The sequence below is a fragment of the Klebsiella sp. RCJ4 genome (assembly GCF_009025755.1).
Lineage (GTDB): Bacteria > Pseudomonadota > Gammaproteobacteria > Enterobacterales > Enterobacteriaceae > Klebsiella > Klebsiella michiganensis.
Genome location: NZ_WCIN01000040.1, coordinates 26,400 through 44,121 on the forward strand (window position 1 = coordinate 26,400; position 17,722 = coordinate 44,121).

Annotated in this window: 17 protein-coding genes, 1 tRNA gene and 1 pseudogene; 11 read left to right on the forward strand and 8 right to left on the reverse strand. The window is 49.9% G+C overall.

What is annotated here, in order from left to right; genetic code table 11:
* Positions 1 to 41 precede the first annotated feature (41 nt).
* A tRNA-Ser gene (locus tag F8562_RS17255) sits at positions 42 to 131 on the forward strand.
* A 441-nt stretch (positions 132 to 572) separates the two neighbouring features.
* Here F8562_RS17255 and F8562_RS17260 read toward each other — a convergent pair.
* The 4 genes and pseudogenes from F8562_RS17260 to F8562_RS17275 all read right to left on the reverse strand — a co-directional run bounded on the left by F8562_RS17260 (position 573) and on the right by F8562_RS17275 (position 5,119).
* A complete protein-coding gene (locus F8562_RS17260) occupies positions 573 to 2,030 on the reverse strand; it encodes a glucosyltransferase domain-containing protein (protein WP_014838856.1) in 1,458 nt (485 codons plus the stop codon).
* Positions 2,027 to 3,018 (reverse strand): annotated as a pseudogene (locus tag F8562_RS17265) (glycosyltransferase family 2 protein). Before F8562_RS17265 ends, F8562_RS17260 begins: the two are co-directional and overlap by 4 nt.
* Positions 3,015 to 3,404 (reverse strand): GtrA family protein, encoded by a 390-nt coding sequence (locus F8562_RS17270; RefSeq protein WP_089046374.1) that lies wholly within the window; start codon positions 3,402 to 3,404, stop codon positions 3,015 to 3,017. Before F8562_RS17270 ends, F8562_RS17265 begins: the two are co-directional and overlap by 4 nt.
* Positions 3,405 to 4,048: 644 nt before the next feature.
* Positions 4,049 to 5,119, reverse strand: a complete 1,071-nt coding sequence (locus F8562_RS17275) for a porin (protein ID WP_151891928.1) — start codon at positions 5,117 to 5,119, stop codon at positions 4,049 to 4,051.
* Between the two features lie 627 nt (positions 5,120 to 5,746).
* Here F8562_RS17275 and drpB point away from each other — a divergent pair.
* From drpB to F8562_RS17295, 4 genes are read left to right on the forward strand one after another with little or no spacing between them, the layout of a single operon-like run.
* Complete coding sequence (gene drpB, locus F8562_RS17280; RefSeq protein ID WP_004852229.1) at positions 5,747 to 6,028, forward strand: cell division protein DrpB; 282 nt, start codon at positions 5,747 to 5,749, stop codon at positions 6,026 to 6,028.
* A gap of 42 nt (positions 6,029 to 6,070) precedes the next feature.
* Positions 6,071 to 6,766: a phosphohydrolase gene (locus F8562_RS17285; protein ID WP_014229888.1), complete on the forward strand. Its 696-nt coding sequence runs from the start codon at positions 6,071 to 6,073 to the stop codon at positions 6,764 to 6,766.
* Between the two features lie 56 nt (positions 6,767 to 6,822).
* Positions 6,823 to 8,256, forward strand: coding sequence for a DNA cytosine methyltransferase (locus F8562_RS17290; protein WP_042934379.1), 1,434 nt, complete (start codon positions 6,823 to 6,825; stop codon positions 8,254 to 8,256).
* Entirely contained in the window at positions 8,237 to 8,731 is a 495-nt protein-coding gene (locus F8562_RS17295) for a very short patch repair endonuclease (protein WP_014229886.1), read from the forward strand. Before F8562_RS17290 ends, F8562_RS17295 begins: the two co-directional genes overlap by 20 nt.
* Here F8562_RS17295 and yedA read toward each other — a convergent pair.
* Entirely contained in the window at positions 8,706 to 9,617 is a 912-nt protein-coding gene (gene yedA, locus F8562_RS17300; protein WP_014229885.1) for a drug/metabolite exporter YedA, read from the reverse strand. The genes F8562_RS17295 and yedA overlap by 26 nt on opposite strands.
* A 183-nt stretch (positions 9,618 to 9,800) precedes the next feature.
* Between yedA and F8562_RS17305 the strand changes: the two genes are divergently transcribed.
* The 3 genes from F8562_RS17305 (at position 9,801) to dgcQ (ending at position 12,742) form a co-directional block, all read left to right on the forward strand.
* Positions 9,801 to 10,712, forward strand: coding sequence for a DUF808 domain-containing protein (locus tag F8562_RS17305; RefSeq protein WP_004852222.1), 912 nt, complete (start codon positions 9,801 to 9,803; stop codon positions 10,710 to 10,712).
* Between the two features lie 75 nt (positions 10,713 to 10,787).
* Positions 10,788 to 10,967, forward strand: coding sequence for a YodC family protein (locus F8562_RS17310; protein WP_025106102.1), 180 nt, complete (start codon positions 10,788 to 10,790; stop codon positions 10,965 to 10,967).
* A 107-nt stretch (positions 10,968 to 11,074) separates the two neighbouring features.
* Positions 11,075 to 12,742 carry a cellulose biosynthesis regulator diguanylate cyclase DgcQ gene (dgcQ, locus tag F8562_RS17315; RefSeq protein ID WP_014838854.1) on the forward strand — a complete coding sequence of 556 codons (1,668 nt, stop codon included), beginning with the start codon at positions 11,075 to 11,077 and terminating at the stop codon, positions 12,740 to 12,742.
* 329 nt (positions 12,743 to 13,071) lie between these two features.
* Here the strand turns inward: dgcQ and yodD are convergent, their stop codons facing one another.
* Positions 13,072 to 13,287, reverse strand: coding sequence for a YodD family peroxide/acid resistance protein (yodD, locus tag F8562_RS17320; RefSeq protein WP_014229881.1), 216 nt, complete (start codon positions 13,285 to 13,287; stop codon positions 13,072 to 13,074).
* A gap of 132 nt (positions 13,288 to 13,419) precedes the next feature.
* Here yodD and dsrB point away from each other — a divergent pair, with 132 nt between their 5' ends.
* Positions 13,420 to 13,608, forward strand: coding sequence for a protein DsrB (gene dsrB, locus F8562_RS17325; RefSeq protein WP_004136599.1), 189 nt, complete (start codon positions 13,420 to 13,422; stop codon positions 13,606 to 13,608).
* 41 nt (positions 13,609 to 13,649) lie between these two features.
* Here the strand turns inward: dsrB and rcsA are convergent, their stop codons facing one another.
* Positions 13,650 to 14,273 (reverse strand): transcriptional regulator RcsA, encoded by a 624-nt coding sequence (gene rcsA / locus F8562_RS17330; RefSeq protein WP_014229880.1) that lies wholly within the window; start codon positions 14,271 to 14,273, stop codon positions 13,650 to 13,652.
* 456 nt (positions 14,274 to 14,729) lie between these two features.
* Between rcsA and yedD the strand changes: the two genes are divergently transcribed.
* Positions 14,730 to 15,146, forward strand: a complete 417-nt coding sequence (gene yedD / locus F8562_RS17335; protein ID WP_014838851.1) for a lipoprotein YedD — start codon at positions 14,730 to 14,732, stop codon at positions 15,144 to 15,146.
* Between the two features lie 49 nt (positions 15,147 to 15,195).
* Here yedD and amyA read toward each other — a convergent pair whose 3' ends face one another.
* Entirely contained in the window at positions 15,196 to 16,683 is a 1,488-nt protein-coding gene (gene amyA, locus F8562_RS17340; protein WP_014229878.1) for an alpha-amylase, read from the reverse strand.
* Positions 16,684 to 16,884: 201 nt separating this feature from the next.
* Here amyA and tcyJ point away from each other — a divergent pair, with 201 nt between their 5' ends.
* A complete protein-coding gene (gene tcyJ / locus F8562_RS17345) occupies positions 16,885 to 17,685 on the forward strand; it encodes a cystine ABC transporter substrate-binding protein (RefSeq protein ID WP_032750417.1) in 801 nt (266 codons plus the stop codon).
* Positions 17,686 to 17,722 lie beyond the last annotated feature (37 nt).

The following is a 17,722-nucleotide window of genomic DNA, read 5'->3' on the forward strand; positions in this document are numbered from 1 at the left end:
TAAAATGCCAAAGAACCTGGCATTATAGCAACCTCAACAGCGGAGAGATGCCGGAGCGGCTGAACGGACCGGTCTCGAAAACCGGAGTAGGGGCAACTCTACCGGGGGTTCAAATCCCCCTCTCTCCGCCACTATTCAACAAAATCAGTCAGTCGCAAAGCGCTTTTGATTTTGCCCTGCACGAATCCCTGCATTAAAATTTCTTTCTATCGCTCTGTTTTCTCGCCTCTAACGCTGTCTTTTTTACCATGTTGCCTCTTGCGGGGCATCCACTTTTATCCTCTTTAGTTCACAAGCTCACACTCTTTACAATAGCTTAGCCCGTCTTGTATCACAGATAACAAAGCAGTTAACTGCCCTTGCTACACTCGGATTCTGTAAGGATATCCTCAAGAGAAGGGATGATGGATGAAAAGAAGCGAACTCAGAAAAGCACTGGAAGCATGGTTGACTGTCGAGCGCTGTGAGGTGATAGAGAGACTTATGACCCAGGCCCGAGCTGCCGGGATAAAAACTATCCCGCGCGGATCTGGCGCGGGATCATATACAGGTATGCGTGGTGGCGAAAAGTTTCAGTAGTTGGAGGTTGAACTCCTCATCGCATCGCCCGTTTTTATAATGATGCAATCAGTGGCGCATTGCTCCTTTGCCGTCAGAATAACATTATCGGGAAGCCTGAAATGCATTGACTTGCTAATTAAGATTTGCTCCGCCATCCCCTTGATAGCCCAGGGAGCCGCAAGGGAAATATTGCCAAACTCGTCATAACGTTGTGTTTTAGTAAAGGCGTTATAGGCAGGATCTTGAATGTCAAAAAGAACATCCCCTGTAAATGTTTTCCCCACCTTGTAGGAAAGCGCGCTGGCTAATGCGTTTAACTCCGATTTTTGTGGGATAATGAAACCATTAAAGATATTGTATGATGCAGCGATCATCGCGAATACCGTCAATATGGGTAGCGCTTTTTTTGCTATGTTGAGTTTGCTTGTCAAGGCATCTAACCCAATAATAATAAGAGCGCATGTGAAGAATTCCAGTGCTATCAGTGACCTATATGCAGCCCAGTTTTCCTTGACTAATAAGTTTGGAGAGTAGGCGCCAATCCCCATGATAATAAACATGAGAACCTTAATCGGGCCTGATTTGCCTTTTATTATTGAAAGTAAACCTATTGCGCAAATTATTAATGAGAGCGTTGTGAAAAAGGTGCCTGGAGTTATATTAAAGTTGTTGATAGCGTTAATCAACGGTTCTTTTATAAACCATCGTAATTTCTCAAGTGGATTATTAGTTAACTCGGCACGTGCAATTGAGCTGCCATATAACCATACAGGTACAAATTTTGAAAACAGCAGGCTACCAAGCATGCCGATAAATAAAACTGCGCCACTGATTAGAACAATGTTGATGGAAAATGGTTTGTCTTTTTTCAGACAGTTATCAAGCATGACGAAAAATAAAAATGCCATCGCCGTTGGTTGATATATGGCAAATGCAAACCATAAAATAATGACGGATGCTGCAAATCTTATAATTGTCGTTTTCTTATTGATGGGTTTTAATGTCGCATAACTTATTCCGGCAAGGAGTATGGAGAGTACAAAAGGGAAACATGTCGCCCAGGAATTATAAACCTGTACTGCGGGCGTCAGGCATATTAGTAAAGGGAATGCGATTGTTGTTATCTTACGCTCGAATATGTTTCTTTTTTCTATAAATGAAAAAAGGAAAAAGCAAAAAACAAATGCCGATATTACGGTAAAAAATCTAAGATAGGCAAGGTCATCGAGATTGTGAACTAGCGTAAAGGCAAGTCGTCTGGCAACGGCATACAAGGGTCTGCCGGATTGCATATCCCATTGAAACGGAGAACCCTTCCCTGAAAAAACATCGGAAAGTGTCGACCAGTCATCTGAAAATGCGTAACTAAATATAATCGTTGGGCTATAAACTAAGAAAATTGCCGCGAGGTAAAGCATTGCAATAATTTTTTTAGTGTAAGACGTCATCCGTTCGTCCTCAGTGTTCATTGCTCGCCTCTCATTTCGTGTTTTGCTACCTCTTCGATAAAATATTTGGGCCGATTTTTGGATTCCATATATATTTTCCCAACGTATTCGCCAATTATCCCCAAAGAAAGCATCTGGACACCGCCAAGGAAGAAAATCGCAATCATTACAGATGTCCAACCCGCAACGGTATTTCCCAGGAGCTTCTCAATGAAGGCATAGATTGCAGCTAGTGAAGATAGAAGGCATGTGGCAACCCCAGCGGCGGCGATCATACGTAATGGGGTAATTGTCAGAGACGTTATTCCTTCTAACGCCAGTGCTACCATCTTTTTTAAGGGGTATTTTGATTCGCCTGCAACCCTTTCATCTCTGCTATAATAAACGCTGCTGGACTTATAACCCAACAGCGGAATTAGCCCCTTAAATATAAATTTTGTTCTTTAAAATCTTTTAATGCTGTCAACGCTGTACGGCTAAGAAGCCGGAAGTCCGCATGGTTAGGAACCTGATTGACACCCAGCCCTGACATCAGAGAATAAAATTTATTGGCTGTTGCCCTTTTGAATACTGAGTCACTACTCCTGTTGTCGCGTACGCCATAAACAATCTCAAACCCTTCATGATATTTGTCGATCATTTTCTCAATGCAACCTATATCATCCTGTAAGTCTGCATCAATACTTACGGTAACGTCCGTATCCGCGTTTGCCAACCCCGCCAGCAGGGCGATCTGATGGCCCCGGTTCCTTGATAATTTCAGACCGCGGACGAATGACTTTTCCTGTGATGTGGATTTAATTTGTTCCCAGGTGTTGTCTTTACTGCCATCATCGACAAAGAGGATATAACTATTTCGAGCGATTTTTTCTTTTGCAAGGAGGTTTTGTAATACCGTGGTAAGCCCCTCCAGGCAGTATGGAAAGGCCTCTTTTTCATTATAACAAGGAACAACGATTGCTAACGAAGGTATTTTGCTCCTCGTGTGGTTTATATTAATTTCTTTCATTTCATTGACCAGTATTTGTTTAGAATAAAACCAGCTGTTGTGTAAATCACCATGCCTACAACTTGCGCTTTATAAATAGCATTAGGTATGACAATGAAAAAAACTTTCATTGCTATTAAATTTAAAATGTAACAAAAAGCGCATGTGGATACGAATTTGATAAATCTCAGGGGACTCAATGTCGTTGAGAAAGTGAACTTCGCATTCATAACAAAACTGAAAATAATGCCAGCGACATAACCTGTTGCATTTGAAAGGTAGACTCCCACGCCGACATGCATCAGGCCAAATATAACAACTGCCGTAATGGCTGTATTTGCCAGGCCAACGATAATGTACCTGACCGCTTCTCTGGATATATTTTTTTTCAAGGTATAATTAATCATTTATTGATTTACATCAATTTTGAAAAGGGCGGTTAAGAGACTGAATGCACGGTCGATATAAGCAATGAGCCCCTGGAATATAAGTATTTGACGCCAACTCGTGGTCGGTGTCAACCCGGGTTTTTATTACCGTGGACATATTCCTCGGCGGGTATTGTTTTACGTTTCTCTGGCCGAGCTTGTATGGATATGATAATGCCGAATGGCGGCGATATAAAAGCCGGAAAGCAATCGGAGGCGTGAGCTCTGGTGCAGTCATACCAGGCAGAGCTGCGGTATTAACTTGTCTACTGTTACGGTATTTATGCGCGGACGTTGCTGCGCTCAAGAAGAAAAAACAGTTTAAATCTCCCGGATAGGGCTGAGGGCGGGGAGTGAAAATATTGTGAGTTTTTTGTTTTTTATTGTTAATTATATCATTTGCATGATGACGTAATTTTCTTCCAACGTCTCCCGTCACAAAGGATATCACGCCTCGAAGGGGCTACAATTATCATCTTCCTGATTTACTGCGGAGCAATCGTTAATAGATCGCAACGCCTCATCTTTCTGCCGTGTAGCGATATTCGCGATGCAAGGATGAGGAGTCGTTGGTAAAAACGAAAAAACCCGCACGAGGCGGGCTTTAGATTAACCAGGCAGTCTTAGAACTGGTAGGTGATACCCACGGCGAACTGATCGTCGGTGGCTGCGCCACTTACCGCCGCGTCTTCATCATCGATCAGATTGAATTTGTATGCGGTGTAAACGTTGAAGTTTTTGTTGAAATAGTACCATGCACCCAATTCAACGTAGTTCATGATATCCGCATTAGTGTCTTCTTTGGCGCCCAGGTCTTTACCTTTCGCGTAGACATAGCCCAGGGATGGACGCAGGCCAAAATCAAACTGATACTGAACAACGGCTTCGATGTTCTGGGTGTGATTGGCAAAGCTGCCAAAAGTCGTTTTCTCCAGCGGAGTCATGTTACGGGATTCACCGTACATGACTGATGCATACAGACTATTTGCATCGTATTTAGCCGCCAGGTTCCAGACTTCAGCTTTTTCGCCTCTGCGGTCCGCAGCTTGTTCATCAGTACGGTCAGAGTTGCTGTAGGCGCCAACGAAACCGAAGCCGTCAAAGTTGTAGTTAACGGAGAAACCAAAACCGTCGCCGTTTGATTTTTTCGCGGTGGTATCGTTGTTTTTACCCTGATACTGCAGAGCAAAGTTCAGGCCATCCACCATGCCGAAGAAGTCGGTGTTACGGTAGGTTGCTACGCCGTTGGTAAGGCCGGTCATGAAGTTATCGGTGTAAACCAGACCGTCACCACCCCACTCAACGAGCATATCAGTGTAACCAGCCGCGTCATAAACCACGCCGTAGTTACGACCATAATCGAATGAACCGTAGTCGCTGAATTTCAGACCGGCGAATGCTAAACGAGTAGCGCTGCCCTGCTGACCTTCCGGTTTGTCCGCTTTGATGTTGTATTCAAACTGGCCATAGCCGGTCAGTTCAGTGCTAATCTGGGTCTCGCCTTTGACGCCGAAACGCGCATAGGAGGTATCGTCAGAGTTGTTGTTGCCGCCATCATGGGTCATGATGTGTTCGCCAACCATTTTGCCGTAGAAATCCAGTTTGTTGCCGTTCTTATTATAGATTTCTGCTGCATTAGCCGCGCCAGCAACTAATAAAGCTGGAACCAGAATTGCCAGTACTTTTCTTTTCATTATACATTCCCTTTTGATTATAATTAATATGAATTGTGTCATTCCTTCCGGGGTGACTATTAAATAATAACGACGAAGTTCATTTTTCTTTAAATTAAAAATGTAAGTAAATTATATCTAATATTACAAAATGTTTCCGTTCTATTCATTATATTTAAATTGTATTGATGTTTGAAAATTTATTTATTGTATTTATGTCTTTTAATAACATTGAGTTATGATTGGTTTTGTATGATTTTTGTTGTCCATAAGCTTCATGTGCTCTATGTATTGTTAGATTGTATTTATATATTATATGTTTATTTCTCAATCTCTGATTGCCGCCGCTTTTTTGTAAGGATAAAACGAAGAGCGAGCAAGCAAATATGATATTTGAGGCAGGGAGGGTGGGGGTAAATATAGTCTCAGAAATTCAGTTATATTCATTAATTTGTATTATTTAAAAACGAAATGAATTCATTGACTATATGTAGCAGGCGATAGGGTCGTGCTCCCGACCAGGGCGCAAAATCGAACCCGTGAGAGAGGGATCTGCTGTTTTGCAGGCGTTTTCGCTATATAATGTGACCGATATCACATTTTTACCGGTGGGTGATAGGGGTTGTGAAGTAGATGGAGAACAAATGAATGGAAGATAAAGCGAAAAGAAGTCCTGGCGGGAAACTGGCGCTGTGGGCATTTTACGCCTTTTGCGGCTATTTCCTGTGGGCGATGGCGCGTTACTGGTGGGTTGTCGGGAAGATTGAAAGCGTGCCCGGAGCGACGATTGACGGCGAGCTCGGCTCAACGGCAGGAAAATGGATTGGCGCGCTGCTGGGTTTTCTTGTGTTGGGTATTGTCGGGACCCTTCTCGGGGCGATCGCCTGGTACACGCGTCCTAATCCGCAGATGTATGAACATCACGATTAAAATTGCTATGCTCGTTGCTGGCCTTATATCAAAGGAACGCGCATGGACCTTTATCACTGGCAGCAACGATTTGAAGCCTGGCTAAGCCAACATCACGGGCAAGAGGATGCTGCTCACGATATTTCACACTTCCGCCGGGTATGGGCTACCGCGCAGCAGTTGGCCGAAGAGACCGCTGCCGACCGCCTGGTGATCCTCACTGCCTGCTACTTTCATGACATTGTCAGCCTGGCGAAAAACCATCCTGAGCGAAGCCGCTCTTCTGCGATGGCTGCGGAAAAAACGCTGGCTATCCTTCAGTCCGCTTTTCCTGATTTCCCCCCGGAACGCTACGCGGCGGTTTTACACGCGATTGAAGCCCACAGTTTTAGCGCGGCAATTGCTCCGCAAAGCGAAGAAGCGAAAATCGTCCAGGATGCCGATCGCCTTGAGGCGCTGGGGGCGATAGGGCTGGCGCGCGTATTTGCGGTGTCCGGCGCGCTGAACAATAGCTTGTTTGATGCCCGCGATCCCTTTGCTGACCGGCGGGAATTGGATGACAAAACGTATGCGCTGGATCACTTCCAGTGCAAGCTGCTGCGTTTACCGAAAACGATGCAGACAGAAAAGGGCAGGGCAATGGCGGTGCACAATGCGCGTTTTCTGGTGCAGTTTATGGCCAAGCTGAGCGCAGAGCTTCGCGGAGAGCCGATGGCGCTTGATGCTGAGGTTTTGCAGCGCTTTGATCCACTAGCATAAAACTGGCCGCGCTATTTATGGTAACCTCTGCAAAAATAGTCGGGCTGGTTGAGGTTATGGCGCAAAATTTATCCAAGGAAAATCCCCCGTCTTTGAAGGTTGAACATACCGGAGAAGACGCGCAGGCGCTATTGCGTCAGCTAATGGCGATATACGATGTCAAAACGGTGGTCGCGCAGTTAATTGCCGTCGGCGAGCAGCACTGGAGCCCGGCTATCCTCAAGCGCGTTGCGACGGTAGCGCGCGCGGCAGGTCGTATCACCCGCCAGGAGCAGGCCCACCTGCGCACGCTCCTGCCGGAGCCGCCGGCGCATCATCCGCATTATGGGTTCCGCTTCGTCGATCTGTTTGCCGGTATCGGCGGTATTCGCCACGGTTTTGAAGCGATTGGCGGGCAATGCGTGTTTACCAGCGAATGGAATAAACATGCGGTGCGCACCTATAAAGCCAACTGGTACTGCGATCCTGAGCAGCATCGTTTCAATGAAGATATCCGCGATGTGACTTTGAGCCATCTCCCTGAGGTGAGCGAGGAAGAAGCCGCGCAGCATATACGCCAGACTATCCCGCAGCATGACGTTTTACTGGCCGGCTTCCCCTGCCAGCCGTTTTCTCTCGCCGGCGTGTCGAAGAAGAATGCCCTTGGTCGCGCTCACGGCTTTGCCTGCGAAACGCAGGGAACGCTGTTTTTTGACGTGGTCAGGATTATCGCCGCCCGTCAGCCGCCGATTTTTGTTCTGGAGAACGTCAAAAACCTGAAGAGTCACGATCGGGGGCGGACGTTTCGTATCATTATGCAGACGCTGGATGAGCTGGGGTACGAGGTTGCCGACGCGGCGCATACCGGGGCGGATGACCCTAAAGTCATCGACGGGCGTTATTTTTTACCCCAGCACCGGGAGCGTATTGTGCTGGTGGGTTTCCGGCGCGATCTCCAGCTGCATGAGGGATTTACCCTGCGCGATATCGCCACTCTCTATCCCACTCGCCGGCCGACCTTTGGCGAGCTGCTGGAGCCCGCGGTTGACGACAAATTTATTCTCACCAGGGTGCTGTGGAAGTATCTCTATCGCTACGCGCGTAAGCACCAGGAGCGGGGGAACGGTTTTGGCTACGGGCTCGTCGACCCAACGAATCCGCACAGCGTGGCGCGAACGCTCTCTGCCCGCTATTACAAAGATGGCGCGGAAATCCTCATTGACCGGGGCTGGGATCGGCCTCTGGGCGAAAAGCATTTTGATGACCCTGAAAACCAGCTTCGTCGTCCGCGCAGGCTGACGCCCCGCGAGTGCGCGAGGCTTATGGGTTTTGAGACGCCGCAGGGATATCGCTTCCGTATTCCGGTCTCGGATACCCAGGCCTATCGCCAGTTTGGCAATTCCGTCGTCGTGCCGGTATTTGCGGCGGTGGCGAAGCTGCTGGCGCCGCGTATTGCACAAGCGGTTGCCAGGCGTGAGCAAGAGATTAACCATGGCCGACGTTCACGATAAAGCCACCCGCAGTAAAAACATGCGCGCGATAGGCACCCGCGATACGGCAATAGAGAAACGGCTGGCTGGGCTACTGGCGGGCGCCGGATTCTCTTTTACCGTACAGGATGCCGCGCTGCCCGGCCGCCCGGATTTTGTCGTGGCGGACTATCAGTGCGTTATCTTTACCCACGGCTGCTTCTGGCATCATCATGATTGCTATCTGTTCAAGGTTCCCGCCACAAGAACCGCGTTCTGGCTGGATAAAATAGCCAAAAACGTGGCGCGCGATCGCCGGGATATCGGGCGACTGGCGGAGCAGGGATGGCGGGTGCTGGTGGTCTGGGAGTGCGCGCTGCGCGGGCGAAAGAAACTCAATGACGACGCGCTGGGCGAACGGCTGGAAGAGTGGATCTGCGGCGGCGGTCAGTGCGCGCAGATCGATACTCAGGGCATAGGTTTGCTGGACGTTACTTCTCCGCCCTACAGGATGTAATTTCACGACGCGCCGGGAGCAGGTATTTGCCTAGCGTCACCAGAACGACCGCGAAGATGATGATCCCGAGCGCCAGCCACTCTACGGCAGATAAGCTTTCTCCGGCAAAACCGGTTCCCAGCAGTACGGCGACCACCGGGTTTACGTAGGCATAGCTGGTCGCTACCGCCGGTGTTACGTTACGAATCAAATACATATACGCGTTAATGGCGATAAGCGAACCGAAGATAGCCAGATAGGCGACGGCAAAAATACCGGACCACGACGGCATCTGGGTTAATTTTTCTCCGGTTAGCGTGGAGGCAATCATCAGCACGACGCCAGCCGCCAGCATCTCAATGGCGCCCGCCATCATCCCCGTTGGAAGCTCGATTCGCGAGCCGTAGACGGAACCAAAAGCCCAGCTCATTGAACCGATAAGTATCAGCAGCGCGCCCCAGGGATTACCGTTCAGGTTGCCGCCGCTGTTGAGCAGTACGATCCCCGCGAGGCCAATAGCGATACCCAACCACTCAAGCTTACGGGTCGCAATACCAAAAAAGCGGCTAAAACACAGGGTGAACAGCGGCACCGTCGCGACCATGACCGCCGCAATGCCTGAAGGCACGTGCTGATGTTCGGCGAGCGTCACAAAGCCATTACCTACCGCCAGCAGCAGCACACCAATCAGCGCCGCGTTAAGCAGCGGCTTTCGCGCAGGGAGCTTATGACCGGTTGCCAGCAGCCAGGCGGTCAGCACCGCGCCCGCGGAAAGAAAACGCACGCCAGCCATCATCAGCGGAGGCCAGCTGGCGACGCCGACGGCGATAGCGAAATAGGTGGAACCCCAGATGATATACAGCGCAAACAGCGCCCCGATGAGCGGTAACAGCTGACGGGTAGACATACTTCCTCACGACGGTGCAGAGATAGAAAGGGGACGTATAGTAAACGTGAAAACTATCGTGCTGGCGAGTGCTTTAATTCGCCTGCTATGGTTAAATTTTTGTTGACTATGGACACCGGTGGGCGAAAAAGCGCTTTTGCTTCATACTTCAGGAGGAACAATCATAAATGAAGGAATGCAATTTTGGCGGGAAGTAGTCTATTAACCTTATTGGATGATATTGCCACGTTGCTCGATGATATTTCGGTCATGGGGAAACTGGCAGCAAAAAAAACGGCAGGCGTATTGGGAGACGATCTCTCGCTTAATGCTCAACAGGTCACCGGCGTGCGGGCCAACCGCGAACTGCCGGTAGTCTGGGGCGTAGCCAAAGGCTCATTGATCAATAAAGTCATCCTGGTGCCGCTGGCGTTGTTGATCAGCGCTTTTATTCCGTGGGCGATTACGCCGCTGCTGATGCTGGGGGGCGCGTTTCTGTGCTTTGAAGGCGTCGAGAAGGTGCTGCACAGCCTGCAGGCGCGCAAACACAAGGAGGATCCGCAGGTTCGCCAGCGGCGGCTTGAGGCCCTGGCGAACCAGGACCCTATGGCTTTTGAACGGGATAAAGTGAAAGGGGCGATACGCACCGATTTTATTCTGTCGGCTGAAATTGTCGCCATCACGCTTGGGATTGTGGCGGAAGCGCCGTTGTTGAATCAGATCCTGATTTTATCCGGCATCGCGCTTCTGGTGACGGTGGGGGTCTACGGTCTGGTGGGGATCATCGTCAAGCTGGATGATATGGGCTACTGGCTGGTGGAGAAAACCAGCTCGCTGGCGCAGTGGACAGGCAAGGCGTTGTTGGCGATCGCGCCCCGTCTGATGAAAGTGTTGTCCATTGTTGGCACTCTGGCGATGTTCCTGGTGGGCGGCGGTATTGTAGTCCACGGTATTGCGCCGCTGCACCACGCTATTGAAAATCTGGCCCATGGGCAGAATGGGGTCATTGCCTCGCTGCTGCCCACGGGCGCCAACCTGGTGCTGGGATTCATCATTGGCGCCATCGTGCTGGCTGGAGTGAAAGCGATTGCCGCTCTGCGTCGTCCGGCAAAGTAAATGTGCTCCTGGTCATGCAAAGTGGTTCAGCTTCGTCTATGTTAAATCTGTTTCTTCCTGATACCGGAGGCAAAAATGGTCTTGTTGGTCAGTGATGAAGTCAGGCGTAAAAGCGGTGGCCCCCGAATGGTCGTTACCGGGTTCGCCAACGGCATGGTTGAATGTCGCTGGTATGACGGTTACGGCGTTAAGCGCGAGGCGTTTCGTGAAGATGAACTTATTCGCGGAGGGGGAGGGAAGCTGAACCGCTCCTGACCCGTTATCAGCGCCCGGCATTCGTCGGGCGCTTTCATATTAATGGTTGTTTTACGAACAGGGAGCGTGGATGACGTTTGCTTCTTTAACCGTGCTGCGAGAAAACGATGGATAAGCTGATGTGGGTGAAAAAATTGCGCCAGATTTTAAGCCCAGGATATGTGGTTAACCTCTGTTTTTTTATCGTCTTCTGCTTTTCCACGTTATTGATATGGCGTGAGATCAAGGTCCTTGAAGAAGCCTACGTCGCAAACCAGCGCAATAATCTTGAAAACGTTTCCCATGAGTTCGACAGCCTGCTGCAGTTTAATATCGACAGAATGATTTTTTTTCGTAACGGGATGCAATCGGCGCTGGGAACGCCGCTGGATTTTGTCGTATTGCGCAAGGCGGAAGAGGATTATTTAAAAAAGCGGCATGATCCCCTCTGGTCCGTTGAGATTCATAACCGGCGGACGCTGCCGGTCTATGGCGTTGCCGATGCGTTTGTCGACGGCGACGCGCTTCTCTCTCGCGATAATTCCTTTTCCGGCAATGAACTCATGGCCACTCTTGAGCTGGGCTATATGCTGCGTCTGGCTAATAACAACCGTGGTTTTGCGAAACGCATGCTGTACGTGTCGCGCAATGGCTTTTTTACCACCACCGAGCCGCTGAAGAATGCGACACAGGCGCTGGCGCTGTATTCGCGGGCGACAAGCGCCCCCTGGTTTACCCGGCAAACGCAGAGGAATAATCCTGCTCGCGGCATCGTGTGGCAAACCTTTCCCGATGAGGCGTCGCAGCGCGAAATGCAGGTGGTGACGGCGTCTATTCCGCTTGATTTCCAGCGCTATTGGCTCGGCGTACTGGCAATGGATTTCTCGGTACAAGAGATGAAAACGTTTCTGGTCAATGCGATTAAAACGGGCGAAGAGGGCGAGTACCAGCTTTACGATAATCAGCTCAATTTGATTGCCTCTTCCGCGCCGGGCAACGTACTGACGCTGCTGTCGCCGCGGGAACAGGAGATGCTGAGCCGCGCGTCTTCTCATGAGAATCAGGGGGGGATTCGCCTGGTCACGCGTTATATCAGCTGGGAAAACTTACGTAATTTTGATGGGGTACTGATCCGTATCCATACGATCCGGGAAGGCGTCCGCGGTGACTTTGGCAGCATCACCATTGCTTTAATGCTGATGTGGCTCATGTTCACGCTGATGTTGATGATCTCCTGGCTGGTGATCCGCCGAATGGTGCGCAATATGAGCGTGCTGCAGACCTCCCTGGAGTGGCAGGCCTGGCACGATGCGTTAACCCGCCTATTAAACCGCGGCGCGCTGTTTGAACGCGCCACTGCAGAAACTCGCCTGAGCGAGCGTTTAAAGCGGCCCGTTGCGGTGATTCAGCTCGATCTGGATTATTTCAAAAGCGTTAACGACCTGTACGGCCATCACGCGGGCGATCGCGTGCTGTCGCTGGTGGCCAGTACTATCGCCAGCCATATTCGGCAAGGCGATCTTGCGGGGAGAGTTGGCGGGGAGGAGTTTTGTATTGTGCTGCCGAATACCGCGTTAAAAGAAGCGAAGGCGATTGCTGAACGGATCCGTATCCGGATCAATAGCCGCGAAATTTTGCTGGGTAACAGCACGTCTTTGCGTATTACCGCTTCGTTTGGGGTGAGCTGTAGCGAGGATTCGGGTGAGTATAACTTTGAAAATTTGCAGTCTGTTGCCGATCATCGCCTGTATCTGGCCAAGCAAAACGGACGCGATCGGGTCTGCGCCGAAGGGTAAAATTAATTCCTGATGTAAATAAATTGAATTGAAATCATCCACTACGGTTATTTTAGTGAGATTATTCTTAAAAAACGTTTGGCGGCGATCGGACGTTCGTGGAAGAACAAATGTCTGCAGTCCTTGCCTGGCGAGCGTTGCCAGCGTGAAGGGGAAACTAAGCCACGTTTTTCAATAATTTGCTTCATGAATGTTTGTTGTCATGCAAAATAATTGAGGGTAATGTTTGTAGCGCATCGGATATCCTGGTGTAACGAATTTTCAAGTGCTTCTTGCATTAGCAAGCTTCATCCCGACTCCTGCGAGTCGGGATTTTTTTCGCTCAGAATTCAGCGGTTGGCTTCTGTGATGCTGAAATCATGGATATCGAGCTCAAAGGCCTCAGCCAGCTCGCGCCAGGTGTGGTAACCCCGGCCATCAATACTGACGTGGTGGGGATCGTCTTGCGTACGCTGAACTTCACTTTCGCTGATTTCATTAATCGCCGCCAGCAGGGCGTCAACGTCTACGCTTCCTGCGCCTTGATTTTCTTTGGCGGTTTTCATTGCGGGTACCTCGCTTAACTCAGACAGGGCTATTTAAGTATAGTCGGTCTACAAAAACAGCAGTTACCGGGCAGGACACTGCGCGATCGGCAGTTTTGTTCTACACTGGCTCAAAAATAGAGGAGATGAGTTATGCAGGTAAACGATCGTGTCACGGTGAAGACCGATGGTGGCCCACGTCGATCGGGTGTTGTACTGGCGATAGAGTCGTTTAGCGAAGGCGTAATGTATCTGGTTTCGCTGGAAGATTACCCGCTCGGGATCTGGTTTTTTAATGAGAACGGTCATCCCGACGGTATTTTCGTTGAGCGGGACGAGTGATTTGCCTCAAGTGAACTGGCGGCAGCGGCCGCCAGCGTCTTTCAACGCAGGTTGACGTGAATTCCGGAGGTGATGTTTTCAGCCAGTCGTACGATATGATAAATCACCTGTTTGTTGTGGGTATGAATTTTCTTTTTAATATTGCCCTTATGCGATGAGACGGTTTTGGCCTTAATGTTCATCTGCGCTGATATGTGCGAGGTTCCGTGCCCGGCCATCCACATCTGCAGCATATTTGATTCGGTCTGGCTTAAGGACAGCGTGGGGATATTAATCCGGGTGGGACGATAGTTTTCATATTTCAGGCGGATGGCAAGGATGTCGTCCAGGTCTTTTTCGGTTAGTGATTTAGAGCAGATAAGTAAGTTTTTGCGCACCAGCAGGTAGTGATCGAAATGTATATTCGCCAGCGACATAAAGATAACAAATAGCGTCGCAGGATACTGGCTAATGATTTGCCGGATAAGCTGGTTGCTCTCTTCATGATGAATAAAGCAGTCTTCGTTGATAAATACCACCGTAGGGCGGCTAGTCTCGCAGAGAGCCTTCAGGCTCTGCGCACTGTGTACTTCAGTGATATCGCGCTTCCTTACCCCTCTGCCCGTCAGGTACCCGGTTAATCCCAGCCGGGTGAAGCTGCACAAATCCATGATAATCGTTGACATGACCCATCCTCAATCAACACGTAACGATAATTTATTCCTCGCTGACAAGCGCGATGAAGTCCATTTTGTTAGCAATAAAAAACGACTGCTGCCGCGGAACCATTAGGCAGCCTGAACTATTCCGTAATAAGCCCCATAATTTGCCAGGAATATTCTCAAAGTAAAGGCTACAAATCGCTATGTGGAGGAAATAAAAACAATAAATACCCGTCATATATAAGTTTGCCATTTTAGCGGCTTTTTAAAATAGGATTATCCTTATATTGAATGGTTAAAATAACATCGGCTGATTTATAGGTTTTATTCGATGGGTTAGAATAACTTAACATTCGAAGGCTATTTTTTACCATATTGGGTGAGCCCGACGTTCGCCCTGCTGCGCTGTTGCCGAATCGCGAAGGGTGGCGAGCTTAACGCTTTAATGCCACAATGTTTTTTTATCGGTTTGTGGGATGGATGATGAAAAAGATAGTGTTTGCTGGCGCTCTGCTGGCTCTGGCCGGGTGTGTTCAGGTTGATAGCTACAGCGAGGTGGTTAAAGCGCCAGCGCCGGCTGGGCTGGAAGGGTACTGGCAATCGGCCGGCCCGCAGAGTGAAATGATGAGCCCGGATGCGATTGCGAGCCTGATCGTCACCAAAGAGGGCAATACCCTTGACTGTCGCCAGTGGCAGCGGGTTATCATCCTGCCGGGTAAATTAATGAAGCGTGATGATGCGGTTTATAACGTCACCTCCGCGTTGGATGTTTATCCGATTGAGCGCGAAGGCGATACCCTGAGCTACGACCGGATGACGCTCAAGCGGGTGGATCGTCTTACCCCGGAGTGTGAACAGGCATGGAAAAAGGCCTCGGCTGATAAAAGCGGGCAATAAGCTTTTTGCGGGCTGAAACCCTTCTCAGCCCGCGGCGTTTCTCTGTATTTTATAGCACCTCTTCGATGACCCAGACGCTGACGCTGCCGCCGTTACAGGTAAAAACCCCGTTTCCTTCATCGTCGGTTTCAATCACTTCCTCGCGGTTGCCGAGAAAATCGCGCCAGCGTTTATTACGGTAGTTTTCCCCCAGAGGAAGCGTTTTTTCTCCGTCGTCACCGTTGGAAAGCACCACCACGCAGCCCGGATCCTCTTCGGTGCCGCTGCGGCTGAAAGCGATACAGTTCGGATGATCGAACCACAGCGTTTGTACGCCGTGAGCAAAACGCTGACGGGCATCGATCAGTTCGTGTAACTGCTCGATAACCGGCATCTCAACGGCGTAGGTCTCGCCGTCGTCGCCGGTATCTTCGTAGCTGGCGCCGAACAGGTCGGCATAAAAGACGGACGGAACGCCGTTTTCACGTAACAAAATGAGCGCATAAGCCAGCGGTTTGAACCAGGCCTCAACCGGCGCCTCCAGCGCCTGCAGCGGTTGGGTATCATGGTTGGTCACCAGGGTTACGGCGTGGAACGGGTCGGCTTCCACCAGCGTACCGCTAAAAATCTGGCTCATGTCATAGTCGCGTCCCTGCCGCGAGGCTTCATGGAATTTCATCTGCAGCGGCGCGTCAAAGAGCATCGTCTTACCGTCAACCATGTCGATATACTGCTGGAGCTTATCGACTTCATGCGACCAGTATTCCGCCACAATAAACAGCGGCTTTGTCGCCACCTCCTGGACGTGGTCGATCCACTCTTTATAAAACCAGGCGGGGATATGTTTAACCGCATCGAGGCGGAAGCCATCGCAGCCGGTTTGTTCCATCACCCAGCGGGCCCAGTACTTAATCTCCTCTGTCACCGCTCGATTGCGAAAATCGATATTTTCACCCATCAGGTAGTCGAAGTTACCCATTTCATCATCAACCTGATCGTTCCATCCTTCGCCGGTATAGTCGTTGACGATTTTAAACACGCCATCTTCATCAGGATTCTCAATATGGTCGATGCCGCTAAAGCACTTATAATCCCAGATGAATTCAGAGTATTTGCCGGCGCGTACCGGGAAGGTGTAGCGCGTCCAGGCTTCACATTCCACAATCTCCTCGGCGATTTGCGTGCGGTCGTTTTGATCAACACGCTGAATACGTACCGGCTCTTTTTCATCCGCGCCCATTTTATGGTTGACCACGACGTCAAGGAGTACGGCGATATCGTGCTGGCGCAGGGCGGATATGGCGGCCAGTAGCTGGGTTTTATCGCCATATTTCGTGGCGACAGACCCCTTCTGGTCGAATTCGCCGAGGTCAAACAGATCGTAGCAATCATAACCGACAGAGTAGCCGCCGGAGGCGCCTTTGTAGGCAGGAGGCAACCAAATCATGTTAATGCCGATTTCGTTGAGGTTTGGCGCCAGGGCTTCGACTTCACGCCATAATTCGCCGCCGGTGGGGTAGTACCAGTGAAAGCACTGCAGTAACGTGGGGTTTTTCATCTTCCATGCTCCATACGTCATCAAGCTGACCATTGAAGTATGAGAGATATCCAGCAAAATGGAGATGTTTTCGATACGTTTTCACTATGCCCTAAAAGGCATCATATATAATAATTTGGAATAAGATGTAGCGTATCGATGTTGGTGACTAAGGTTAAACACCTTACACTACAGCAAAATATCACTCTGTTAGGGGTATCTATGAAATTAACACTTCTGGGTCGTCAGGCGCTGATGGGCGCAATGGCCGTCGTATTAATGACCGGCGTCAGCGTAAAAACTTTTGCTGCTGAAAATCTGCTTAATCAGGTTAAAGAACGCGGCACGCTACGCGTGGGTCTGGAAGGGACATATCCGCCATTCAGCTATCAGGGAGATGACGGTAAGCTGACCGGCTTCGAGGTGGATTTTGCTAATGAACTGGCGAAACATCTGGGCGTGAAGGCTGACCTTAAACCCACGAAATGGGACGGCATGCTGGCTTCGCTGGACTCTAAACGTATCGATGTGGTGATAAACCAGGTCACTATTTCCGATCAGCGTAAGCAAAAATATGACTTCTCGACGCCGTACACCGTTTCCGGGATCCAGGCGCTGGTGAAAAAAGGTAACGAAGGCGTGATTAAAACCGCAGCCGACCTGAAAGGTAAGAAAGTTGGCGTCGGCCTGGGGACCAACTACGAAGAGTGGCTGCGCCAGAACGTACAGGGCGTCGACATTCGGACTTATGATGATGACCCGACGAAATACCAGGATCTGCGCGTAGGGCGAATTGACGCTATCCTGGTTGACCGTCTGGCAGCGTTGGATCTGGTGAAGAAAACCGGTAACACCCTTGCCGTCACCGGTGAAGCCTTCTCTCGCCAGGAATCCGGCGTTGCGCTGCGCAAAGGTAATGAAGACCTGCTGAAAGCGGTTGATGGCGCCATTGCGGATATGCAAAAAGACGGCAGCCTGAAGGCGCTGTCGGAAAAATGGTTTGGCGCTGACGTCACGAAGTAACGGCCAGCGGTGAAAAAAGGCGCTCCTGATAGCGCCT